This is a genomic window from Streptomyces sp. NPDC003635 (genome assembly GCF_053587635.1).
Genome location: NZ_JBSFOK010000006.1, coordinates 180,287 through 198,130, shown reverse-complemented (window position 1 = coordinate 198,130; position 17,844 = coordinate 180,287). Strand labels below are relative to the sequence as shown.

At 73.6% G+C, this 17,844-nt stretch carries 14 protein-coding genes; 7 read left to right on the top strand and 7 right to left on the bottom strand.

From position 1 onward, the window contains the following. The first annotated feature begins 35 nt into the window (after window positions 1-35). Window positions 36-1,088: an ArsR family transcriptional regulator gene (locus ACWDRW_RS08620; RefSeq protein ID WP_451721548.1), complete on the top strand. Its 1,053-nt coding sequence runs from the start codon at window positions 36-38 to the stop codon at window positions 1,086-1,088. Here ACWDRW_RS08620 and ACWDRW_RS08615 read toward each other — a convergent pair. From ACWDRW_RS08615 to ACWDRW_RS08605, 3 genes are read right to left on the bottom strand one after another with little or no spacing between them, the layout of a single operon-like run. After that, window positions 1,009-1,806 carry a sugar phosphate isomerase/epimerase family protein gene (locus ACWDRW_RS08615; RefSeq protein WP_451721612.1) on the bottom strand — a complete coding sequence of 266 codons (798 nt, stop codon included), beginning with the start codon at window positions 1,804-1,806 and terminating at the stop codon, window positions 1,009-1,011. The genes ACWDRW_RS08620 and ACWDRW_RS08615 overlap by 80 nt on opposite strands. A 32-nt stretch (window positions 1,807-1,838) precedes the next feature. Continuing rightward, complete coding sequence (locus ACWDRW_RS08610) at window positions 1,839-3,008, bottom strand: dihydrodipicolinate synthase family protein (RefSeq protein WP_451721547.1); 1,170 nt, start codon at window positions 3,006-3,008, stop codon at window positions 1,839-1,841. Then, complete coding sequence (locus ACWDRW_RS08605; protein ID WP_451721546.1) at window positions 3,005-4,156, bottom strand: Gfo/Idh/MocA family protein; 1,152 nt, start codon at window positions 4,154-4,156, stop codon at window positions 3,005-3,007. Before ACWDRW_RS08605 ends, ACWDRW_RS08610 begins: the two co-directional genes overlap by 4 nt. Before the next feature lie 282 nt (window positions 4,157-4,438). Between ACWDRW_RS08605 and ACWDRW_RS08600 the strand changes: the two genes are divergently transcribed. The 5 genes from ACWDRW_RS08600 to ACWDRW_RS08580 all read left to right on the top strand — a co-directional run bounded on the left by ACWDRW_RS08600 (window position 4,439) and on the right by ACWDRW_RS08580 (window position 12,147). Further along, window positions 4,439-5,485: a LacI family DNA-binding transcriptional regulator gene (locus ACWDRW_RS08600; protein ID WP_451721545.1), complete on the top strand. Its 1,047-nt coding sequence runs from the start codon at window positions 4,439-4,441 to the stop codon at window positions 5,483-5,485. Window positions 5,486-6,130: 645 nt separating this feature from the next. Further along, window positions 6,131-8,896 (top strand): hypothetical protein, encoded by a 2,766-nt coding sequence (locus tag ACWDRW_RS08595; RefSeq protein WP_451721544.1) that lies wholly within the window; start codon window positions 6,131-6,133, stop codon window positions 8,894-8,896. A gap of 165 nt (window positions 8,897-9,061) precedes the next feature. Continuing rightward, window positions 9,062-9,994 (top strand): bifunctional helix-turn-helix transcriptional regulator/GNAT family N-acetyltransferase, encoded by a 933-nt coding sequence (locus ACWDRW_RS08590; protein ID WP_451721543.1) that lies wholly within the window; start codon window positions 9,062-9,064, stop codon window positions 9,992-9,994. Window positions 9,995-10,045: 51 nt separating this feature from the next. Further along, a complete protein-coding gene (locus ACWDRW_RS08585) occupies window positions 10,046-10,846 on the top strand; it encodes a sugar phosphate isomerase/epimerase family protein (protein WP_451721542.1) in 801 nt (266 codons plus the stop codon). An 80-nt stretch (window positions 10,847-10,926) separates the two neighbouring features. Further along, the gene (locus tag ACWDRW_RS08580; protein ID WP_451721541.1) at window positions 10,927-12,147 is read left to right on the top strand and encodes an MFS transporter; all 1,221 of its coding nucleotides are present in this window, start codon (window positions 10,927-10,929) and stop codon (window positions 12,145-12,147) included. Here ACWDRW_RS08580 and ACWDRW_RS08575 read toward each other — a convergent pair. Next, the gene (locus tag ACWDRW_RS08575) at window positions 12,144-12,707 is read right to left on the bottom strand and encodes an RBBP9/YdeN family alpha/beta hydrolase (RefSeq protein ID WP_451721540.1); all 564 of its coding nucleotides are present in this window, start codon (window positions 12,705-12,707) and stop codon (window positions 12,144-12,146) included. The genes ACWDRW_RS08580 and ACWDRW_RS08575 overlap by 4 nt on opposite strands. A gap of 51 nt (window positions 12,708-12,758) precedes the next feature. Here ACWDRW_RS08575 and ACWDRW_RS08570 point away from each other — a divergent pair, with 51 nt between their 5' ends. After that, entirely contained in the window at window positions 12,759-13,721 is a 963-nt protein-coding gene (locus ACWDRW_RS08570; RefSeq protein WP_451721539.1) for a LysR family transcriptional regulator, read from the top strand. Here ACWDRW_RS08570 and ACWDRW_RS08565 read toward each other — a convergent pair. The 3 genes from ACWDRW_RS08565 to ACWDRW_RS08555 all read right to left on the bottom strand — a co-directional run bounded on the left by ACWDRW_RS08565 (window position 13,666) and on the right by ACWDRW_RS08555 (window position 17,714). Next, the gene (locus tag ACWDRW_RS08565; RefSeq protein ID WP_451721538.1) at window positions 13,666-14,277 is read right to left on the bottom strand and encodes a GNAT family N-acetyltransferase; all 612 of its coding nucleotides are present in this window, start codon (window positions 14,275-14,277) and stop codon (window positions 13,666-13,668) included. The two genes, ACWDRW_RS08570 and ACWDRW_RS08565, sit on opposite strands and share 56 nt — an antisense overlap. 10 nt (window positions 14,278-14,287) lie before the next feature. After that, the gene (gene aroA, locus ACWDRW_RS08560; protein WP_451721537.1) at window positions 14,288-15,520 is read right to left on the bottom strand and encodes a 3-phosphoshikimate 1-carboxyvinyltransferase; all 1,233 of its coding nucleotides are present in this window, start codon (window positions 15,518-15,520) and stop codon (window positions 14,288-14,290) included. An 856-nt stretch (window positions 15,521-16,376) separates the two neighbouring features. Further along, window positions 16,377-17,714 carry an aminotransferase-like domain-containing protein gene (locus tag ACWDRW_RS08555; protein ID WP_451721536.1) on the bottom strand — a complete coding sequence of 446 codons (1,338 nt, stop codon included), beginning with the start codon at window positions 17,712-17,714 and terminating at the stop codon, window positions 16,377-16,379. Window positions 17,715-17,844: the final 130 nt, after the last annotated feature.

Genomic DNA, 17,844 nt, shown 5'->3' with positions numbered 1-17,844 from the left:
CAGCCGTGACCGAAACCAGTGGGGGGTAATTGGTCATGGAGGCGGAACTGGATTTCTCGGCGGGGGACTTGGCGCGACTGCGGTTCGCGGTGTCGCCGCTGTGGGAGGTCGGGACGAGTTTCCGGCTGCTCGCGACGGGGCGCCCGCACCCGGTGCACCGGGCCTGGGCCGAGCAGGTGCGCCCGCGAGTGGCGGCCGCGGGCCTGGACCGCGACCGGCTCGCCGAACTGGTACCGCCCGACGGCTACGTCCCCGACTTCCTCAACCCGGCACCGGCCGGCCCGGCCCCCTCCCTCGCCGAGGAGCTGACCGTGGTACGGGCCACTCCGGCCGAGCGGGTGCGCCGGGACCTGGAGCGTCTGGAACGGGAGCAGGGCCGCTCGCTGGGCCCCCGGCTGTGCGCCCTGTACGACGATCCGGCCGACCAACTGCCCCGGTTCGCCGAGGAGATCGAGGCCTACTGGCAGTTGGCGCTGGCCCCCTACTGGGCCCGGATCCGGGCCGTGCTCGACGCCGATGTGCTGTACCGCGCCCGACAGCTCGCCGAGCACGGCACCGCACGCCTGCTCAACGACCTGCACAGGGCGGCGAGTTGGGAGGGCACCACCCTCCGGCTGCGGGAGCGCAGGCGGGGCCTGTCCCGCGCCACGGCGGGCGCCGGTCTCGTCCTCGTCCCGTCCGCCTTCACCGGCCCCGGCCTGCTCACCCGGGTGACACTCCCGGATCCGCCGCAGCTCGCCTACCCGGCCCGGGGCACCGGGACGCTGTGGCAGCGCAGGCCGGCCCCGGCGGCCGGGGCCCTGGCCGCAGTACTGGGCCGGTCCCGGACCCGGCTGCTGACCGAGCTGGACATCCCGGCCGCCACGACCGAGCTGGCCCGGCGGACGGGACTGTCCCCGGCCGCCGTGTCCCAGTCGCTCACGGCGCTGCGCGACGCCGGTCTGGTCAGCGCCCACCGGGCGGGGCGCTGGGTGCTCTACGCCCGCACCGCCACCGCCGACGCGCTGCTCAGCCCGCGTGCGCCAGAAAGCGCTGAGCGGTCTCCCGCAGAACCTCCCGGCCGTCCCGAGCCCACAGCCCGTCGTTGAACAGCTCCACCTCGATGGCGCCGGTCCAGCCGGCGGTCTCGACGTAGCCCTGCCACTCCCGCATGTCGATCGAGCCGTCGCCGATCTGCCCACGGCCGTTGAGCACCCCCGCGGGCAGCGGGGTGGTCCAGTCGGCGAGCTGGAAGGCGTGGATACGGCCGCCCGCGCCCGCCCGCGCGATCTGCGCGGGCGCCTGGTCGTCCCACCAGACGTGGTACGTGTCCACCGTGACGCCGACCTGCTCGGCGGGGAAGCGTTCGGCCAGGTCCAGGGCCTGGGCGAGGGTGGAGACCACACAGCGGTCGGACGCGAACATGGGGTGGAGCGGTTCGATGGCCAGCCTCACCCCGCGCGCGGCGGCGTACGGGCCCAGCACCGCGAGCGCGTCGGCGATGCGTTCGCGCGCGCCGCGCAGGTCCTTGGAGCCGGGCGGGAGACCGCCGGAGACCAGGACGAGGGTGTCCGTGCCGAGGGTCGCCGCCTCGTCCACGGCGCGGCGGTTGTCGTCCAGGGCGGCGGCGCGCGGGCCGGGGCCGATCGCGGTGAGGAAGCCGCCCCGGCACAGGGTCGTCACGGTCAGGCCCGCGTCCCGGACCAGTTCGGCCGTCGCCTCCAGGCCGTACGCCCGGACCGGCTCGCGCCACAGGCCCACGTTGCCGATGCCCAGCTCACGGCAGGCGTCGACCAGTTCGGGCAGCGACAGCTGCTTGACCGTCATCTGGTTGACGGAGAAACGCGAGAGGTCATCGGTCACCGGTTCACCCCGTACAGCGAGAGCAGGTTCCGCATCCGTTCCTCGGCCAGTCGCGGGTCCGGGAACAGGCCCAGGCCGTCGGCGAGCTCGTAGGCGCGGGCGAGGTGGGGCAGGGAGCGGGCCGACTGGAGACCGCCGACCATGGTGAAGTGGCTCTGGTGGCCCGCGAGCCAGGCCAGGAAGACCACGCCGGTCTTGTAGTACCGGGTCGGGGTCCTGAAGAGGTGCCGGGACAGTTCGACCGTGGGGTCGAGCAGCCCGCGGAAGCCCGCCACGTCACCGGTGTCCAGGACCCGTACCGCCTCCGCCGCCAGCGGGCCCAGCGGGTCGAAGATGCCGAGCAGGGCGTGACTGAAACCGTGGTCGTCACCCGCGATCAGCTCGGGGTAGTGGAAGTCGTCGCCGGTGTAGCAGCGGACGCCGTCCGGGAGCGCCCGGCGCAGGTCGATCTCGCGCCGGGCGTCGAGCAGGGAGACCTTGATGCCGTCCACCTTGTCGGAGTGCGCGGCGATGACGTCCAGGAAGGTGCGCGTGGCGGCGTCCAGGTCGGTGGCGCCCCAGTAGCCCTCCAGCGCGGGGTCGAACATGGGGCCGAGCCAGTGCAGGATCACCGGCTCGGAGGCCTGGCGCAGCAGGTGGCCGTAGACCTCCAGGTAGTCCTCGGGGCCCTTGGCCACGGCCGCCAGAGCGCGGGAGGCCATGAGGACGGCCTGGGCACCGGACTCCTCCACGACCGCGAGCTGCTCCTCGTAGGCGGCGCGGATGTCGTCGAGGCCGTACGGGTAGCCGATCTCGGTGACGGGCAGCTGGTCGGTGCCCACCCCGCAGGCGATCCGCCCGCCGACCGACCGCGCCTCGGCTGCCGACCGCCGGATCAGCTCGGCCGCGCCGGCCCAGTCCAGGCCCATCCCGCGCTGCGCGGTGTCCATCGCCTCGGCGACCCCGAGCCCGTGCGACCACAGGTGCCGCCGGAAGGCGAGGGTGGCGTCCCAGTCGACGGCGGCCGGTGAGTCGGGGCTGACGTCGGCGAACGGGTCGGCCACGACATGCGCGGCCGAGAAGACCGTACGGGAGGAGAAGAGGGTGCCGGGGGTGACGGCGAGGGGTTCCTCGCGGGGTTCGTACGCCCGCAAGGACCCGTCGCCGGAGGGGAGGTGGATCGTCACAGCGTGATCTCCGGTACGTCGATACGGCGGCCCTCCGCCGAGGACTTCAGGCCCAGTTCGGCCAGCTGGACGCCACGGGCCCCGGCGAGGAGGTCCCAGTGGTAGGGGGCATCGGCGTAGACGTGCCGGAGGAAGAGCTCCCACTGGGCCTTGAAGCCGTTGTCGAACTCTGCGTTGTCCGGGACCTCCTGCCACTGGTCGCGGAACACCTCGGTGGCCGGGATGTCGGGGTTCCAGACGGGCTTGGGGGTGGCCGAGCGGTGCTGGACGCGGCAGTTGCGCAGGCCCGCGACGGCCGAGCCCTCGGTGCCGTCGACCTGGAACTCGACGAGTTCGTCGCGGTGGACGCGGACCGCCCAGGAGGAGTTGATCTGGGCGACGGCGCCGCCCTCCAGCTCGAAGATGCCGTAGGCCGCGTCGTCGGCGGTGGCGTCGTAGGGCTTGCCGTTCTCGTCCCAGCGCTGCGGGATGTGGGTGGTGGCGATGGCCTGGACGGACTTCACCCGGCCGAACAGCTCGTGCAGGACGTACTCCCAGTGCGGGAACATGTCGACGACGATGCCGCCGCCGTCCTCCGCGCGGTAGTTCCAGGACGGGCGCTGGGCCGCCTGCCAGTCGCCCTCGAAGACCCAGTAGCCGAACTCGCCGCGCACGGAGAGGATCCGGCCGAAGAAGCCGCCGTCGATGAGCCGCTTGAGCTTGAGCAGGCCCGGCAGGAAGAGCTTGTCCTGGACGACGCCGTGCTTGACGCCCTTGGCCGCGGCGAGCCGGGCGAGTTCCAGGGCGCCCTCCAGGCCGGTGGCGGTCGGCTTCTCGGTGTAGACGTGCTTGCCCGCGGCGATCGCCTTGGTGATCGCCTCCTCGCGGGCGGAGGTGACCTGGGCGTCGAAGTAGATGTCGACGGTCGGGTCGGCGAGGACCGAGTCGACGTCCGTGGACACATGCTCCAGGCCGTGCCGGTCGGCGAGCGCCCTGAGCGCGTGCTCGCGGCGGCCGACGAGGATCGGCTCCGGCCACAGCACGGTGCCGTCGCCGAGGTCGAGACCGCCCTGTTCGCGCAGGGCCAGGATGGAGCGGACGAGGTGCTGGCGGTAGCCCATGCGCCCGGTCACGCCGTTCATGGCGATACGCACCGTCTTGCGTGTCACGTGAGTCCCTTCGCAGGAGTCGTACGCGGGGTGTGCGCGCCGCGCACGCTCCCACTGACGAGCGGTACAGCAAGCGCTTTCTATACAGAAAGAAGCTAGCCTCTCGGCAGCGGTCCGGACAAGACCGTGACGGGGTTGAGTTGTTCGAGGGGGCGAACAAACGGGTTGGCTGGCCTTATGGTCTGCTCGGCACCTGAAGGAACCGCACCCGCCGGAAGGCTGTCTACGAGCACGTACGACGTACGAGGTGGTACGAGAGATGCGCGACCGGAGGACGACGAGATGACGGTGACCCTGGCGGACGTGGCGGCCCGCGCCCAGGTCTCCCCCGCGACGGTGTCGCGCGTACTGAACGGGAACTACCCCGTCGCCGCGTCCACCCGTGAGCGGGTGCTGCGCGCGGTGGACGAACTGGACTACGTGCTGAACGGGCCGGCCAGCGCGCTGGCCGCCGCCACGTCCGACCTGGTCGGCATCCTCGTCAACGACATCGCCGACCCCTTCTTCGGGATCATGGCGAGCGCGATCCAGGCGGAAATCGGCGGCCCGGGCGGACGGGCGGGCGGCGAACGGCTGGCGGTCGTCTGCAACACGGGCGGTTCCCCCGAGCGCGAGCTGACCTATCTGACCCTGCTCCAGCGCCAGCGGGCGGCGGCCGTGGTGCTGACCGGCGGGGCCGTGGAGAGCCCCGCGCACGGGGCGGCGGTCTCGGCGAAGCTGCGGAAGCTGGCGGAGGCGGGCACCCGGGTGGTGCTGTGCGGACGGCCGCCGGCGCCGGACACCGGGGCCATCGCGCTGACCTTCGACAACCGCGGGGGCGGCCGGGAACTGACCGAGCACCTGATCGGCCTCGGCCACCGGCGCCTCGGCTACATCGCGGGCCCGGAGGAGCGCACGACGACCCGGCACCGGCTGGAGGGACACCGGGCGGCGCTCCAGGCGCACGGGATCGAGGAGGACCCGCGCTGGACGGTGCACGGACGGTACGACCGGCGCTCCGGATACGAGGCGACGCTGGAGCTGCTGCGCCGGGATTCCACCCTGACGGCGGTGGTCGCCGCGAACGACTCCGTCGCGCTCGGCGCGTGCGCGGCGCTGCGTGAGTCGGGGCTCCGCATCCCCGAGGACGTGTCGGTCGCCGGCTTCGACGACCTCCCCTTCAGCATCGACGCGGTGCCCTCCCTGACGACGGTCCGCCTGCCCCTCACGGAGGCGGGAGCGCGCGCCGGCCGCATCGCGATGGGCCGCGAGGAGGAACCCCCCGGCGGCATCGCGACGATCCGGGGCGAACTGATGGTGCGGGGGTCGACGGGGGCGCCGCGCGCCTGACCCGGGGCGGGTCACCGCATACGGGACTGGCCAGCGCGGACGAGGACTGGCCAGCGCAGACGGGGACTGGCCAGCGCAGACGGGGATCGGCCGCCTGACACGGGGATCGGTGTCCTGACCCGAGAGCGGTCGGCTGCTGGAGGACCAGTGGCCTGACCCGAGAGCCGTCGCCTGATACCGAACCAGTCGCTCGACCCAAGAGCCGTCGCCTGATACCGAACCAGTCGCTCGACCCAAGAGCCGTCGCCTGATACCGAACCGGTCACTCGACCCGACAGCCCTCCCCTGATACCGGACCAGTCACTCGACCCGACAGCCCTCCCCCGACCCGAGACCGATCAGCGGACCCAAGCCCGGTCGCGTGACCCAAGACCAGCTGACCCAAGACAGTCGGCTGACGCAAGACGGTCGGCTGACCCGAGACGAATCGCCTGACCCGAGACCGGTCGGCCGGCGGGGTGCCGCGCTTTCGGCAGGGCCCGGCGGGCGGCTTACCGGGCGGCCACGACAGCGGTCTTCCCGAGTTCGCTCGTCCCCAACTCACCTCCCCCTCCCGCAAGTACAGCACGTTCACAGGCAACCCCCGCGCCCTCCTCCGCCTCCTCCTGCACGGAACGTGCTGTGCGGAGTGGGAGGGGAGCGGTTTTGATACGCGGCCGGAGAGTGTGGGCCACCGCCGTCGCGGCGGTGATGCTGGTGGGGGTGACGCCCGCCCTGGCGCAGGCGGGGACGCGGGCGGCCGGAGCCGTGAACGCGGCGGAGGACGACGGAGGGCTGCCCTCCGGGTGGCGGGTCGTCAGTACGGAGGACGGGCAAGCACTGGAGTGGCGTTCGCCCAGGTACGTGCCGCCAGGGAACGCGCGCGTGGAGTTCCACGCGGACGGCGCCCCGGTCGGCGTACCGGAGCAGGACGAGGACGGTCGTACGTTCCGGTTGCCGCTGAAGGACGTGGCCGGTCTCGAAGACCTGAGCGGGCTTCAGGTCGTGGCCGGGGGACGGCGGCTGGATCAGCCGGCGAGCGGCGGCAGGACCGGGGCGCGTGCCGTGACGCCGCCCGCCCAGTTGCCCGCCGGTGCCGTGGACCCCGGCAAGCCGGGCACCTTCGCCACCAAGACCACCGAGTACGCGCTGGATTCCGTCCGGCTGCCGGGCTACAAGCAGCCGGTCGAGATGCGCGGAGTCGTCGTCGCGCCCAAGGGCGCCACCGGCAAGCGGCCCGTCGCCCTGTTCCTGCACGGCCGGCACGCCACCTGCTACGTCCCCGGCCAGGGCGACGAGGCCGTCACCATCGACTGGCCCTGCGCCGCCGGGGCCAAGCCGATCCCCAGCCACCGCGGCTACCTGAAGGACCAGAAGCTGCTGGCCTCCCAGGGCTATGTCACGGTGTCCGTCTCCGCCAACGGCATCAACGGACAGGACAACGAGCTGGAGGACGCGGGCGCCCAGGGCCGCTCCTCGCTGGTGCGCGCGCACCTGGCGCGCTGGGCGGACTGGGCCGAGCGTCCGGCCGACGCGCCGGCCGCCGTACGGGACACCCCCGAGGCCGACCTGTCCAAGGTCCTGCTGGTGGGGCATTCGCGGGGCGGCGAGGGCGTGAACCGGGCCGCCATGGACAGCCTCTACCCCCCGCCCGCCGACCAGGACGGCGCACCGGGAACGGCCCGTTGGACCATCCGCGGCACCGTCCTCATCGGCCCCACCGTCTTCGGGCAGAACCCCGTCCCGGACGTGCCGTCCCTGACGATCCTGCCGGGCTGCGACGGCGACGTCTCCGACCTCCAGGGCCAGGTGTACGTCGACGGCACGCGCGGGGTCAGCGCGGGCAAGGCGCTGCACAGCGCGGTCTACATGACCGGCGCCAACCACAACTTCTTCAACAGCGAGTGGACGCCCGGCGAGGCCAAGGCGCCGGCGAGCGACGACTTCTGGGACGACCCGCAGAACCCGGACCCGGTGTGCTCCAAGGGCACCGCCACCCGGCTCACGGCCAAGCAGCAGCACCGTGCCGGGGCCACCTACATCGCCGCCGCCGCGCGGCTGTTCGTCGCCGGTGACGACCGGGTGCGCCAGCTCCTCGACGGCACCGGCCGCCGTGCCCCGTCGGCCGACCCCGCCCGGGTCCTGGCGCACGCCGTGGGCGGTGCCCGGGGCGCGGGGTTCCTGCCCGACACCCCCATGAAGGTGACCGGCGGCGGAAAGCTGTGCTCGGCGGTCCACCCGGACACCGGCAAGGCCTGCCTCGGCGACGACGTGGCCGGCGGCTCGCCGCACTTCGCCCACTGGTGGCCCAGCCGTGAGGTGGGCCGCCGCGCGGTCGCGCTGAAGTGGTCCGCGCCGGGCGCGAAGACCGTCGTACGGCCGGAGAAGAGCGTCGACCTCAAGGGCGCCAAGAGCCTCGCGCTGCGCGTGATCGTGCCGCCCAACAGCAAGGGGACGCGCCTCGACGTCGCCGTCACCGACGCGTCCGGCAAGCGGGCCGTCCTCGGCCAGGTGAAGGCGAACGGACTGCCGGGCAGCCCGAGCACCACCGCCCACTGGGCGCAGGAGCTGCGCGTCCCGCTCGCCGGCGCCCGCGGTGTGGACCTGAGCCGTATCGCCAAGCTGGAGCTGACGCCCCGTTCGAGCAAGGGCAAGGCCTGGCTGATCGACGCCCACGCCTGGCGCCCCGGCACCCCCGCGGTGCGTCCGGCCGACCTCACGCGCGTCGACGTCGGCCGGCTGAGCGTCGAGGAGGGCGACTCGGGCGAGCGCACCTACACGGTGCCCGTCCGGCTCACCGGCCCGGGCACCGGCACGCTCCGCATGTACGTCTCCGACTTCGGCGCCGAGGAACTGCGCCACCGCCTGGTGACCCTGCGCCCCGGACAGCCGGGCACCGACGTGACCTTCACGGTCAAGGGCAACACCCGCTTCTCGTATGGCGCGTCGCAGGACGTGATGGTGAAGGCGGTACGTGGCACGGTCATCGGTTCCTACGGCGGTGGCGTCACCGTCGTCGAGGACGACCCGATGCCCGCGATCACGGTCTCCCCCCTCGCCGACGACGTCACCGAGGGACAGACGCTGCACTGGAAGGCGACCCTGTCCGAGCCCGCTGACGTGGACCTGGGCGTGTCGCTGGGATTCCTGCCCGTCGCCGACGGCCCCGAGCTGTCCACCAAGGACGTCGATCCCCGGTGGCTGCGCGACCAGCTCGGCGAGGTGCCCGCCGGGGAGATCCCGCTGTCGAAGCTGGAGTACTTCTCCCTCTGGGCGCCGATCCCGCGCGGACAGACGAGCGCCGAGCTGACCGTGCCCACGGCCCGCGACCGGGTCGCCGAGCCCGCCGAGCGGCTGCTGCTCCAGCCGAGCGACGACAACGGCCAACCGCACGGCCCGGCGCTGACCGGAACGGTGCGCGACGCCTCGTAGCAGCGGATTGATCGGATCCGGCCGGGACCGTTCCCGGCCGGATCCTTTTTCGCGCACGGTGGCCCGCCGTGCTGAGCCCCGTCGAGGGGTAGCCGGGAGGGCGCTGGCGTCCTACGCTCGACCCATATCTCTGACTGAGTCAGCTATCAGGGAAGCGGGTCGATCATGACCGTCCAGGACATCCGCGCCTTCAACCGCTTCTACACCAATGTCATCGGCGCCCTCGACTACAGCCGCCGTCTCTACGCCCCGTACACCCTCACCGAGTCCCGCGTGCTCTACGAGCTGGCGCACTCCCCGCGCACCGACGCGGCCGACCTGCGGACCGAGCTGTCGCTGGACTCGGGGTATCTGAGCCGGATCCTGACCAGGTTCGAGCGGGACGGCCTGGTCGAGCGGGCGCCCTCCGCGCGGGATCCCCGCCGGCGCCGGATCACGCTGACCGCGCACGGCCGGGAGACCGCCACCCTGCTGGCCGAGCGGTCGAACGAGGCGGTCGGCGCCCTGCTGTCGGCCGTACCGGCCGCCGAGCGGGACCGGCTCGCCGAGGCGATGCGCACCGTCCGCGAGATCCTCTCCGACGGCCGGCCCCCGCGCCGCGAGGACGTGGTGCTGCGCGAGCCGGGCCCCGGCGACCTCGGCTGGATCGTGCAGCGCAACGCGGCGCTGTACGCGGCCGAGTTCGGCTGGAACACCGACTACGAGGGCCTGGTCGCGCGGATCGTCGCGGACTTCGCCGAGGACCACGACCCGCATCTGGAGCGGGTCTGGATCGCCGAGCTGGACGGACGGCCCGTGGGGTGCGTGATGTGCGTACGGGACGAGGCACCCGCCACCGCCCGGCTCCGGCTGCTGCTCGTGGAACCCGACGCGCGGGGCCTCGGCATCGGCGACCGGCTGGTCGGTGCCGTGATCGCCTTCGCCCGCGGGGTCGGCTACCGCGACCTGGTGCTGTGGACCAACGACGTCCTGTCCGCCGCCCGCCGCCTCTACCAGCGCCACGGCTTCGTCCTCGCCGCCGAGAAGCCCCACCGCTCCTTCGGCAGGGATCTGGTCGGCCAGGACTGGCGCCTGGATCTCACCGGCACCGACCAGTAGCGCCCCGCCCTCCCCGGGTGAGGCGCAGGAGGTACGCGTAGAGTCGCGAGCATGAAGCTGGCGTTCTCCACTCTCGGTGTCCCCGGTCTTCCCCTCGCCGACGTGGCGCGGCTCGCGTCCGCCCACGGCTATCACGGCGTGGAGCTGCGCGCGCATCCGGAGGAACCCGTGCACACGGGTCTCGGCGCGGCCGAACGGGCCGCGGCGGCGGCCGAGTTCAAGGCGGCGAACCTGGAGGTCCTCGGCATCGCCGGGTATCCGCGCGTGGCCGCCCCCGGCGACGACGAACCGGTCATCCAGGAGATCCGCGACCTGCTCGACCTCGCCCGCGACCTCGGCGCCGGCTTCGTCCGCGTCTTCCCCGGCGCCGAGGACTCCCAGCGCCCCGAGGAGGCCGACGCCGTCGCCGCCCGCAGGCTCGGCACCGCCGCCGAGTACGCCGCCGACCTCGGCGTGCGGATCCTGCTGGAGACGCACGACTCGCACGGCACCGCGGCGGCCTCGATCCGCGTCCTCGGCCTGGTCGGGCACCGCCACGTGGGCTCGCTGTGGGACGTGATGCACACCTGGCTGGGGGGCGAGCAGCCCTCCGAGTCGTACGCCGCCCTCGCCCCCTACCTCGGCTACGTCCAGGTCAAGGACATCGCCTCCGCCGCCGACACCACCCCGCTGCCGCTGGGCGCCGGGGTGCTGCCGCTCGCCGAGTGCGTGGAGGTGCTCTCCCGGCACGGCTGGGACGGCTGGCTGTGCTGGGAGTACGAGAAGCGCTGGTACGAGGGGGCCGCGCCGCTGCCGAAGCTGCTCGGCCCGGGTCACGACCATCTGGCGCGGCTGCTCAACGACTCCGCGTAATTCATTGGCCCGAGCCAGGGCCTTGCGGCTAGCGTCCTCGGAATGATCCCGCCCGCGCCGCCGCGCTTCGCCATGCCCTCATGAGCCTCGCCCGTACCTTCGTCGACGTACGGCCCCTGCGCACCTCCCCCGTCTTCCGGCGGCTGCTGATCGGACGTACCGCCTCCATCCTGGGCAGCTTCATGACCGTCGTGACGGTCATGTACCAGGTGTGGGACCTGACCCACAGCGCGGTCTGGAGCGGCGCCGTGGGGCTCGCGCAGGCGCTGCCGCTGGTGGTGGTCGGGCTGTTCGCCGGCTCGTGGGTGGACCGCGGGGACCGGCGGCGGATCTTCCTCGTCGCGACGGTCGGACAGGCCGTGTGCTCGCTGCTGCTGGCGGTACAGGGCTTCACCGGGGGCGTGCCGGTGCCCGGCATCCTGGCCCTGGTCGCGGCCAGCTCCTGCTTCGGCGCGGTCGGCGGCCCGGCGGCGGGCGTGTTCGTGCCCCGGCTGCTGCCCAAGGAGCAGGTGGCCGCCGGGCTCGCCCTGAACCAGGTCACCGCCCAGGCGATGATGCTCCTCGGCCCGGCGCTCGGCGGACTGTTCCTGGGCTGGTTCGGCATCGGCGTCTGCTACCTGATCGACGCCGTCAGCTTCGGCCTGTCCTTCTACGGCGCCTTCGGCCTGCCCGCGCTGCCGCCGGAGGGCGAGAAGTCGAAGCCCGGACTGCACGGCGTGCTGGACGGACTGCGCTTCCTGGGCGGGCACCGGGTGGTGCGCGGGGCGCTGATCACCGACCTCGCGGCGACCCTGCTGGCGATGCCGATGAGCCTGTTCCCGCTGATCAACGAGGAGCGCTTCGGGGGCAGTCCGCGCACCCTCGGTCTGTTCCTGTCGGCCGTCGCCGTCGGCGGGGTCACCGCCACCGCCCTGTCCGGCTGGGTGACGCGGCTGGCCCGGCCCGGCGCGGTCATGCTCTGCGGGGCGGCGGCCTGGGGCGGGGCGCTCGCCCTGTTCGGGCTGACCACCAACGCCTGGGCGGGGCTCGGGCTGCTGGCGGTGGCGGGCGCGGCGGACTCCGTCTCGGTGCTGTCCCGTACGACGATCGTCCAGACCCGCACCCCGGACGCGCTGCTGGGCCGGGTCACCGCGGCCGAGGCGATCGTCGGCCAGGCGGGCCCGCACCTGGGCAATCTGCGCGGCGGCGTGGTGGCCGGCTGGACCTCCGGCCCGACCGCCCTGGTCACCGGCGGCCTGCTGTGCGTACTGGCGGTGGCCTACGTCGCCACGAGCACACCGGAACTGCGCGACGGGGCTTAGGCCGGAGTGATCCGCGCGTGCGGGTCGAGGCACCACTCCAGGGCGGCGGGCCAGGGCCCGTACCCGGCGTCCAGGTCGAGGTGGGCGGCGCCCGGGAGCACGTCGGACGGGATGCCGAGCGGGTCGGCGAACAGGGCGCGGGCGCCTTCCGGGCAGTACGGGTCGTCGTCGCCCGCGACCAGCCGGGTGGGGCCGGGCAGCGCGAACCCCGGGGCGGGCGGGGCGAACGCGGCGACCTCCGGGTACCGCCGCAGGACGGAACCGGAGGGCGGGGCGACGAGCAGCACGCGGCCCACGCCGTCCAGGCCGGGCAGGGCGCGCGCCGCCGCGTGCAGCCACAGCACGGCGGAGAGGCTGTGGGCGAGGACGACCTCGGGCCGGTCGTCGAGCCGCCGCGCCAACTCCTGCAGCCAGATCTCCAGTTCGGGAACGTCGGCGTCGGGCAGCTGCGGGTAGGCGACCTGGTGCCCGAGCGCACCGAGGCGGTCGGCGAGCCAGTGCTGCCAGTGGTCCTTCGGGCGGTGGTTCTGCCAGCCGTGGAGGATGAGGTACGAGGTCATGGCGTCGATGGTTTCCGATCACCGCCCTCCAGGTCCAGTTAACCTTTTACGATGGAACCGGTAAGCGAGAACTTCACGGTTGATCTGCGCCGCCTGGGCGTCCTGCGCGAGCTGCGTCGCCGGGGCAGTCTGGCGCGCACCGCCGAGGCCCTGCATCTGACCCCGTCGGCCGTCTCCCAGCAACTCGCCGCGCTCTCCCGGGAACTCGGCGTCCCGCTGACCGAGCGGGAGGGACGGGGCGTACGGCTCACCGGACAGGCCCGGGTCCTGCTCGACCACGCCGATCTGATCGCGGCCCAACTGGAGCGCGCCCGAGCCGACTTGGCGGCGTACGGGGAGGGCGGGCGCGGGCAGGTGACGATCGGCTGCTTCTCCAGCGGCGTCCTGGGCCTGCTGCCCGGGGCGCTCGGCGCACTGGCGTCCCGGATCCCCCGGCTCCGGGTCGACGTCGTGGAGGCCGAACCCCCGGATCTGTTCACCGCGTTGGACGCGGGACGGATCGACGTGGCGGTGGCCGTCGACTTCGCGGCGACACCCCCGCACACCGACCGCCGCTATCACCGGGTCGACCTGCTCACCGACGTCCTGGACATCGCCGTACCCGCCCACCACCCGTTGGCGGGGCGGCCCACGGTCGCGCTGCGGGAGTTGGCCGAGGAGCCGTGGATCGTCGGCGACGCCCGCAGTTGCTGCGGTGCGGTGGCCCGGTCGGTGTGTGCCGCGGCCGGGTTCACCCCCGACATCCGGCACGCGGTGAACGACTGGGCCGCGCTCGCGGCGCTGGTGGAGGCCGGTCAGGGTGTCGCGCTCGTCCCCCGCCTGGTCCGGCCGCTCCACGCCCACCGCAGGATCGCCCTGCTCGCGCCCGAAGGGGATCCGCCGTCGCGGAACGTCTTCGCGGCCGTGCGGGCGGGCTCGGAGGCCGACCCGGTCCTGACCGCCGTACGAGAAGAGCTGCTCAGCGCAGCCGCTTCTCCAGCAGGGTCCGGCACTCCGGCCACTCGTCGGCCGTGATCGAGTAGATCGCGGAGTCGCGCAGCCGGCCCTCCTCGCCCGGGGCCCAGGAGCGGGACCAGTTGCGCAGGACGCCCTCGAAGCGGGCGCCGGTGCGCTCGATCGCGGCGCGGGAACGGCTGTTGCGGGCGTCGGTCTTGAGGTCGACGCGGGACACCTCCCACTCCTCGAAGGCATGCCGGAACAGCAGGTACTTGGCCTCGGTGTTCACGCCGGTGCCCTGCGCGGAGGCGGCGAGCCAGGTGAAGCCGACCTCCACGGCGTCGAGCCGGTCCTCGGTACGCCAGCAGCGCGGCTCCCAGTAGGAGGTGGCGCCGACCACGCGGCCCGTCGCCGTGGCGATCTGCGCGTACGGGGCGAGCTTCCCGGTGGCCGCGCGGGCCAGTTGAGCGTCGACGTACTCCTCCGCCTCGGCCGCCCCGGGCACCCAGGTGAAGGCATAGGAGTCGCGGTTCTCCTCGGCCGCCAGGGCAAGGCCGGCCGCGTGCCGCCGCTCCAGCGGTTCCAGGCGCACCAACTCGCCCTCCAGCAGCGGCCCTCGCAGTCCAAAGCTCACCCGTCGTCCCTCACAGCCGCGCGCGCAGCGCCCCGAACTCCTCGTGGAAACCCGGGAAAGTCTTGCGGACGCAGCCCGGGTCGTCGAACGAAATACCGGGCACGCGCAGGCCGGTGACCGCGAAGGACATGACGATGCGGTGGTCGCCGTACGACGTGATCTCCGCGCCCGTCGGCCGCGCCCCGGGGTGGATCTCGATCCAGTCCGGGCCCGTCTCCACCCGCACACCCAGCCGCCGCAGGTTCTGCGCGCAGGCCTCCAGTCGGTCGCACTCCTTGACCCGGGTGTTGGCTACGTCCTCGATGCGCACCGGGCCCGAGGCGAAGGGGGCGATGGCGGCCAGGGTGGGCATGGTGTCGGAGATGTCCCGCATGTTGACGGTGAGGCCGCGCAGTTCGCCGGTGCCGCGGACCGTCGTGCGGTCGGCGCCGATCTCCACGTCCGCGCCCATCCGGCGCAGTACGTCGACGAAGCCCAGGTCGCCCTGGAGCGCGCTCTCGCCGAGGCCCGGCACGGTCACCTCGCCGCCGGACAGGGCCGCGGCGGCGAAGAAGTAGCTGGCGGTGGAGGCGTCGGGTTCGATCGCGTAGGTCGTGGCGCGGTAGCCGCCGGGCGGGACGAGGAAGTCGTCGCCCTCGCGGGTCACCTCCACGCCGAACGCCCGCATCATCGCGAGGGTGATCTCGACGTACGGCACCGAGACCAGGTCGGTGACGTGGATGCGCAGGCCCTTGTCGGTGAGCGGGCCGAGCAGGAGCAGCGCGGTCAGGTACTGCGAGGACTGTCCGGCGTCGAGGGTGACCTCGCCGCCGGCGACGCCCTTCGCCGCCACGGTGAGCGGGTGGTGTCCCTCGCGGTCCTCGTGGCGCAGGTCCACGCCCAGTTCGCGCAGGGCGCGGGTGAGCGGGAGCAGCGGGCGGCGGCGCATCTGCTCGGAGGCGTCGAAGCGGTAGGTGCCGTGGCCGGCCGCGGCCAGCGTCGGCAGGAAGCGGGCGGTCGTCGCGCCGTCCCGGCAGTACACGTCCGCCTCCGCGACGGCGGGGCCCTGCGGGCGGCCGTCCACCTGCCAGCTCTCAGGGGTCCGGCCGACCCGGTAACCGAGGCTGACCAGGCCCTCGGCGAAGCCCTCGGTGTCGTCCGACCGCAACGGCCGTACGAGGGTGGTGACTCCGTCGGCCGCCGCGGCCAGGAAGAGGGCACGCGCGGTGATGGACTTGGAACCGGGAATGGCGACGACTGGCATGCCCCCATGATCGCCCGCCGCACACCCCCGGCGCCCGCGAGTCCACGAGATGGACCCCGGATCGTCAGTCCGCGGCCATGTCGTCGGCGGCGGAGGGCGGCGGTCCGGCGAGGGGTTGCGGGAGGCGTCGGTCTCGGGCGGCCGTCAGTCCATGGCCAGCTCGTCGGGGGCCGAGGGTGGGGTCCGGCGAGGGTTTACGGGAGCCGTCGGTCTCGGGCGGCCGTCAGTCCGTGGCCAGCTCGTCGGGGGCCGAAGGTGGGGCCCGGCGAGAGTTTCCTGGGGGCGTCGGTCTCGGGCGCCTATCAGTCCTGGACACGTCGCCGGGAGCGGAAGATGGGGCCCGGCGAGAGGTTTCAGGAGCCGTCGGCCTCGTGCGACCGTCAGTCCATGGCCAGCTCGTCGAGGGCCGAAGGTGGGGCCCGGCGAGGGTTTACGGGACCGTCGGCCTCGGGCGGCCGTCAGTCCATGGCCAGCTCGTCGGGGGCCGAAGGTGGGGCCCGGCGAGGGTTTACGGGACCGTCGGTCTCGGGCGGCCGTCAGTCCGTGGCCAGCTCGCCGGGGGCGGAAGATGGGGGCCCGGCGAGAGTTTTCTGGGGGCGTCGGTCTCGGGCGCCTATCAGTCCTGGACACGTCGCCGGGAGCGGAAGATGGGGCCCGGCGAGAGGTTTCAGGAGCCGTCGGCCTCGTGCGACCGTCAAGTCCGTGGCCAGCTCGTCGAGGGCCGAAGGTGGGGCCCGGCGAGGGTTTACGGGAGCCGTCGGTCTCGGGCGGCCGAGGGTCCGTGCACACGTCGTCGGCGGCGGAAGGCGGCGGTCCGGCGAGGGGGTGCCCGGGGGGCGTAGGTCTCGGGCGGCCGTCAGTCCGTGGCCAGGTCGTCCGGGGTGGAGCGGGCCAGGCTCGCGAGCGTCGCCAGGGCCGTCGTCAGGTCTTCCGTGCGCGGGGTCGCGAGGCCGACGCGGATCGCGTTCGGGGCGTGGGCGTCGCCCACGGTGAACGCGGCGGCGGGCGGTACGCCGATGCCGTACCGGGCGGCCGCGGCCACGAAGGTGTCGGCGCGCCACGGCTTCGGCAGCCGCCACCAGCAGTGGTACGAGCGCGGATCGGTGCGCAGCGCGAACCCGGACAGCTGCCGGGCCGCGATCTCCTGGCGTACGGCCGCGTCCCGCTGCTTGGCCCGCACGAGCCGGTGCACGACCCCCTCACGCTGCCAGCGGGTCGCCGCCTCCAGGTTGAAGCGCTGGGCCGTCCAGCCCCCGGAGCGCACGGCGGAGGTGAGACCGCCGAGCAACGGGGCCGGGGCGACCGCGAAACCCAGGGACAGACCGGGGGCGATGCGCTTGGAGAGGCTGTCGACGAGGACCGTCCGCTCGGGCACCAGGGCGGCGAGCGGCGGCAGTTCGTCGTGCAGGAAGGCCCAGATGGTGTCCTCGATCAGGGGCAGGTCCAGCCGGCGCAGCAGCTCGGCCAGCCCTTCCCGGCGGGCCGCGGGCATGGTCAGGGACAGCGGGTTGTGGACCACCGGCTGGGCGTACACCGCGTGCAGGGGGCTCGCCCGATGGGCCTCGGCCACCGCGTCCGGGACGAGTCCGTCGTCGTCCATGGCGAGCGGGACGAGGGTGATGCCGAGCCGCCCGGCGATGGCCTTCACCACGGGGTACGTCAGCTCCTCGACCCCGAGCCGGGCACCGGGCGGGACCAGGGCGGCGAAGGCGGCGGACAGGGCCTGGCGGCCGTTCCCGGCGAACAGCACCCGCGCCGGGTCGGGGCGCCAGCCACCCCGGGTGAGCAGATCGGCGGCGGCCTCCCGGGCGGCGGGGTGTCCCGCCGGGCCGACCGGGCGCACGGCGTCCTGGAAGACGTCGGCGCGCAGCAGGCCCTCCAGGCCCGTGGCGAGCAGTACCGACTGCTCGGGGACGACCGGGTAGTTGAACTCCAGGTCGATCCGGCTGCCCGCGGGTTCGCCGAGCGCGGGCGCGTCGACGGGGGCGGCGGCACGCACGAAGGTGCCGCGGCCGACCTCGCCGACGGTCAGTCCCCGGCGGCCGAGTTCCTGGTAGACGCGGGTGGCCGTGGAGTTGGCGATGCCGTACCGCCGGGCGAAGGCGCGCTGCGGTGGGAGCCGGTCGCCCGGCTTGAGCGCGCCCGCCCTGATCTCGGCTGCCACCTGGTCGGCGACGCTCCGGTAGTCCGGCACGACGGCTCCTCTCTCGATCCCTGACACCCAACCACAGGATTGCACCGAGGGCAATATCGCCATTGCATCGAGGCAATAATGCGACTTAGGGTCAGTGCATTGCCGGTCAGCCCAGTACCGACCTCACGGG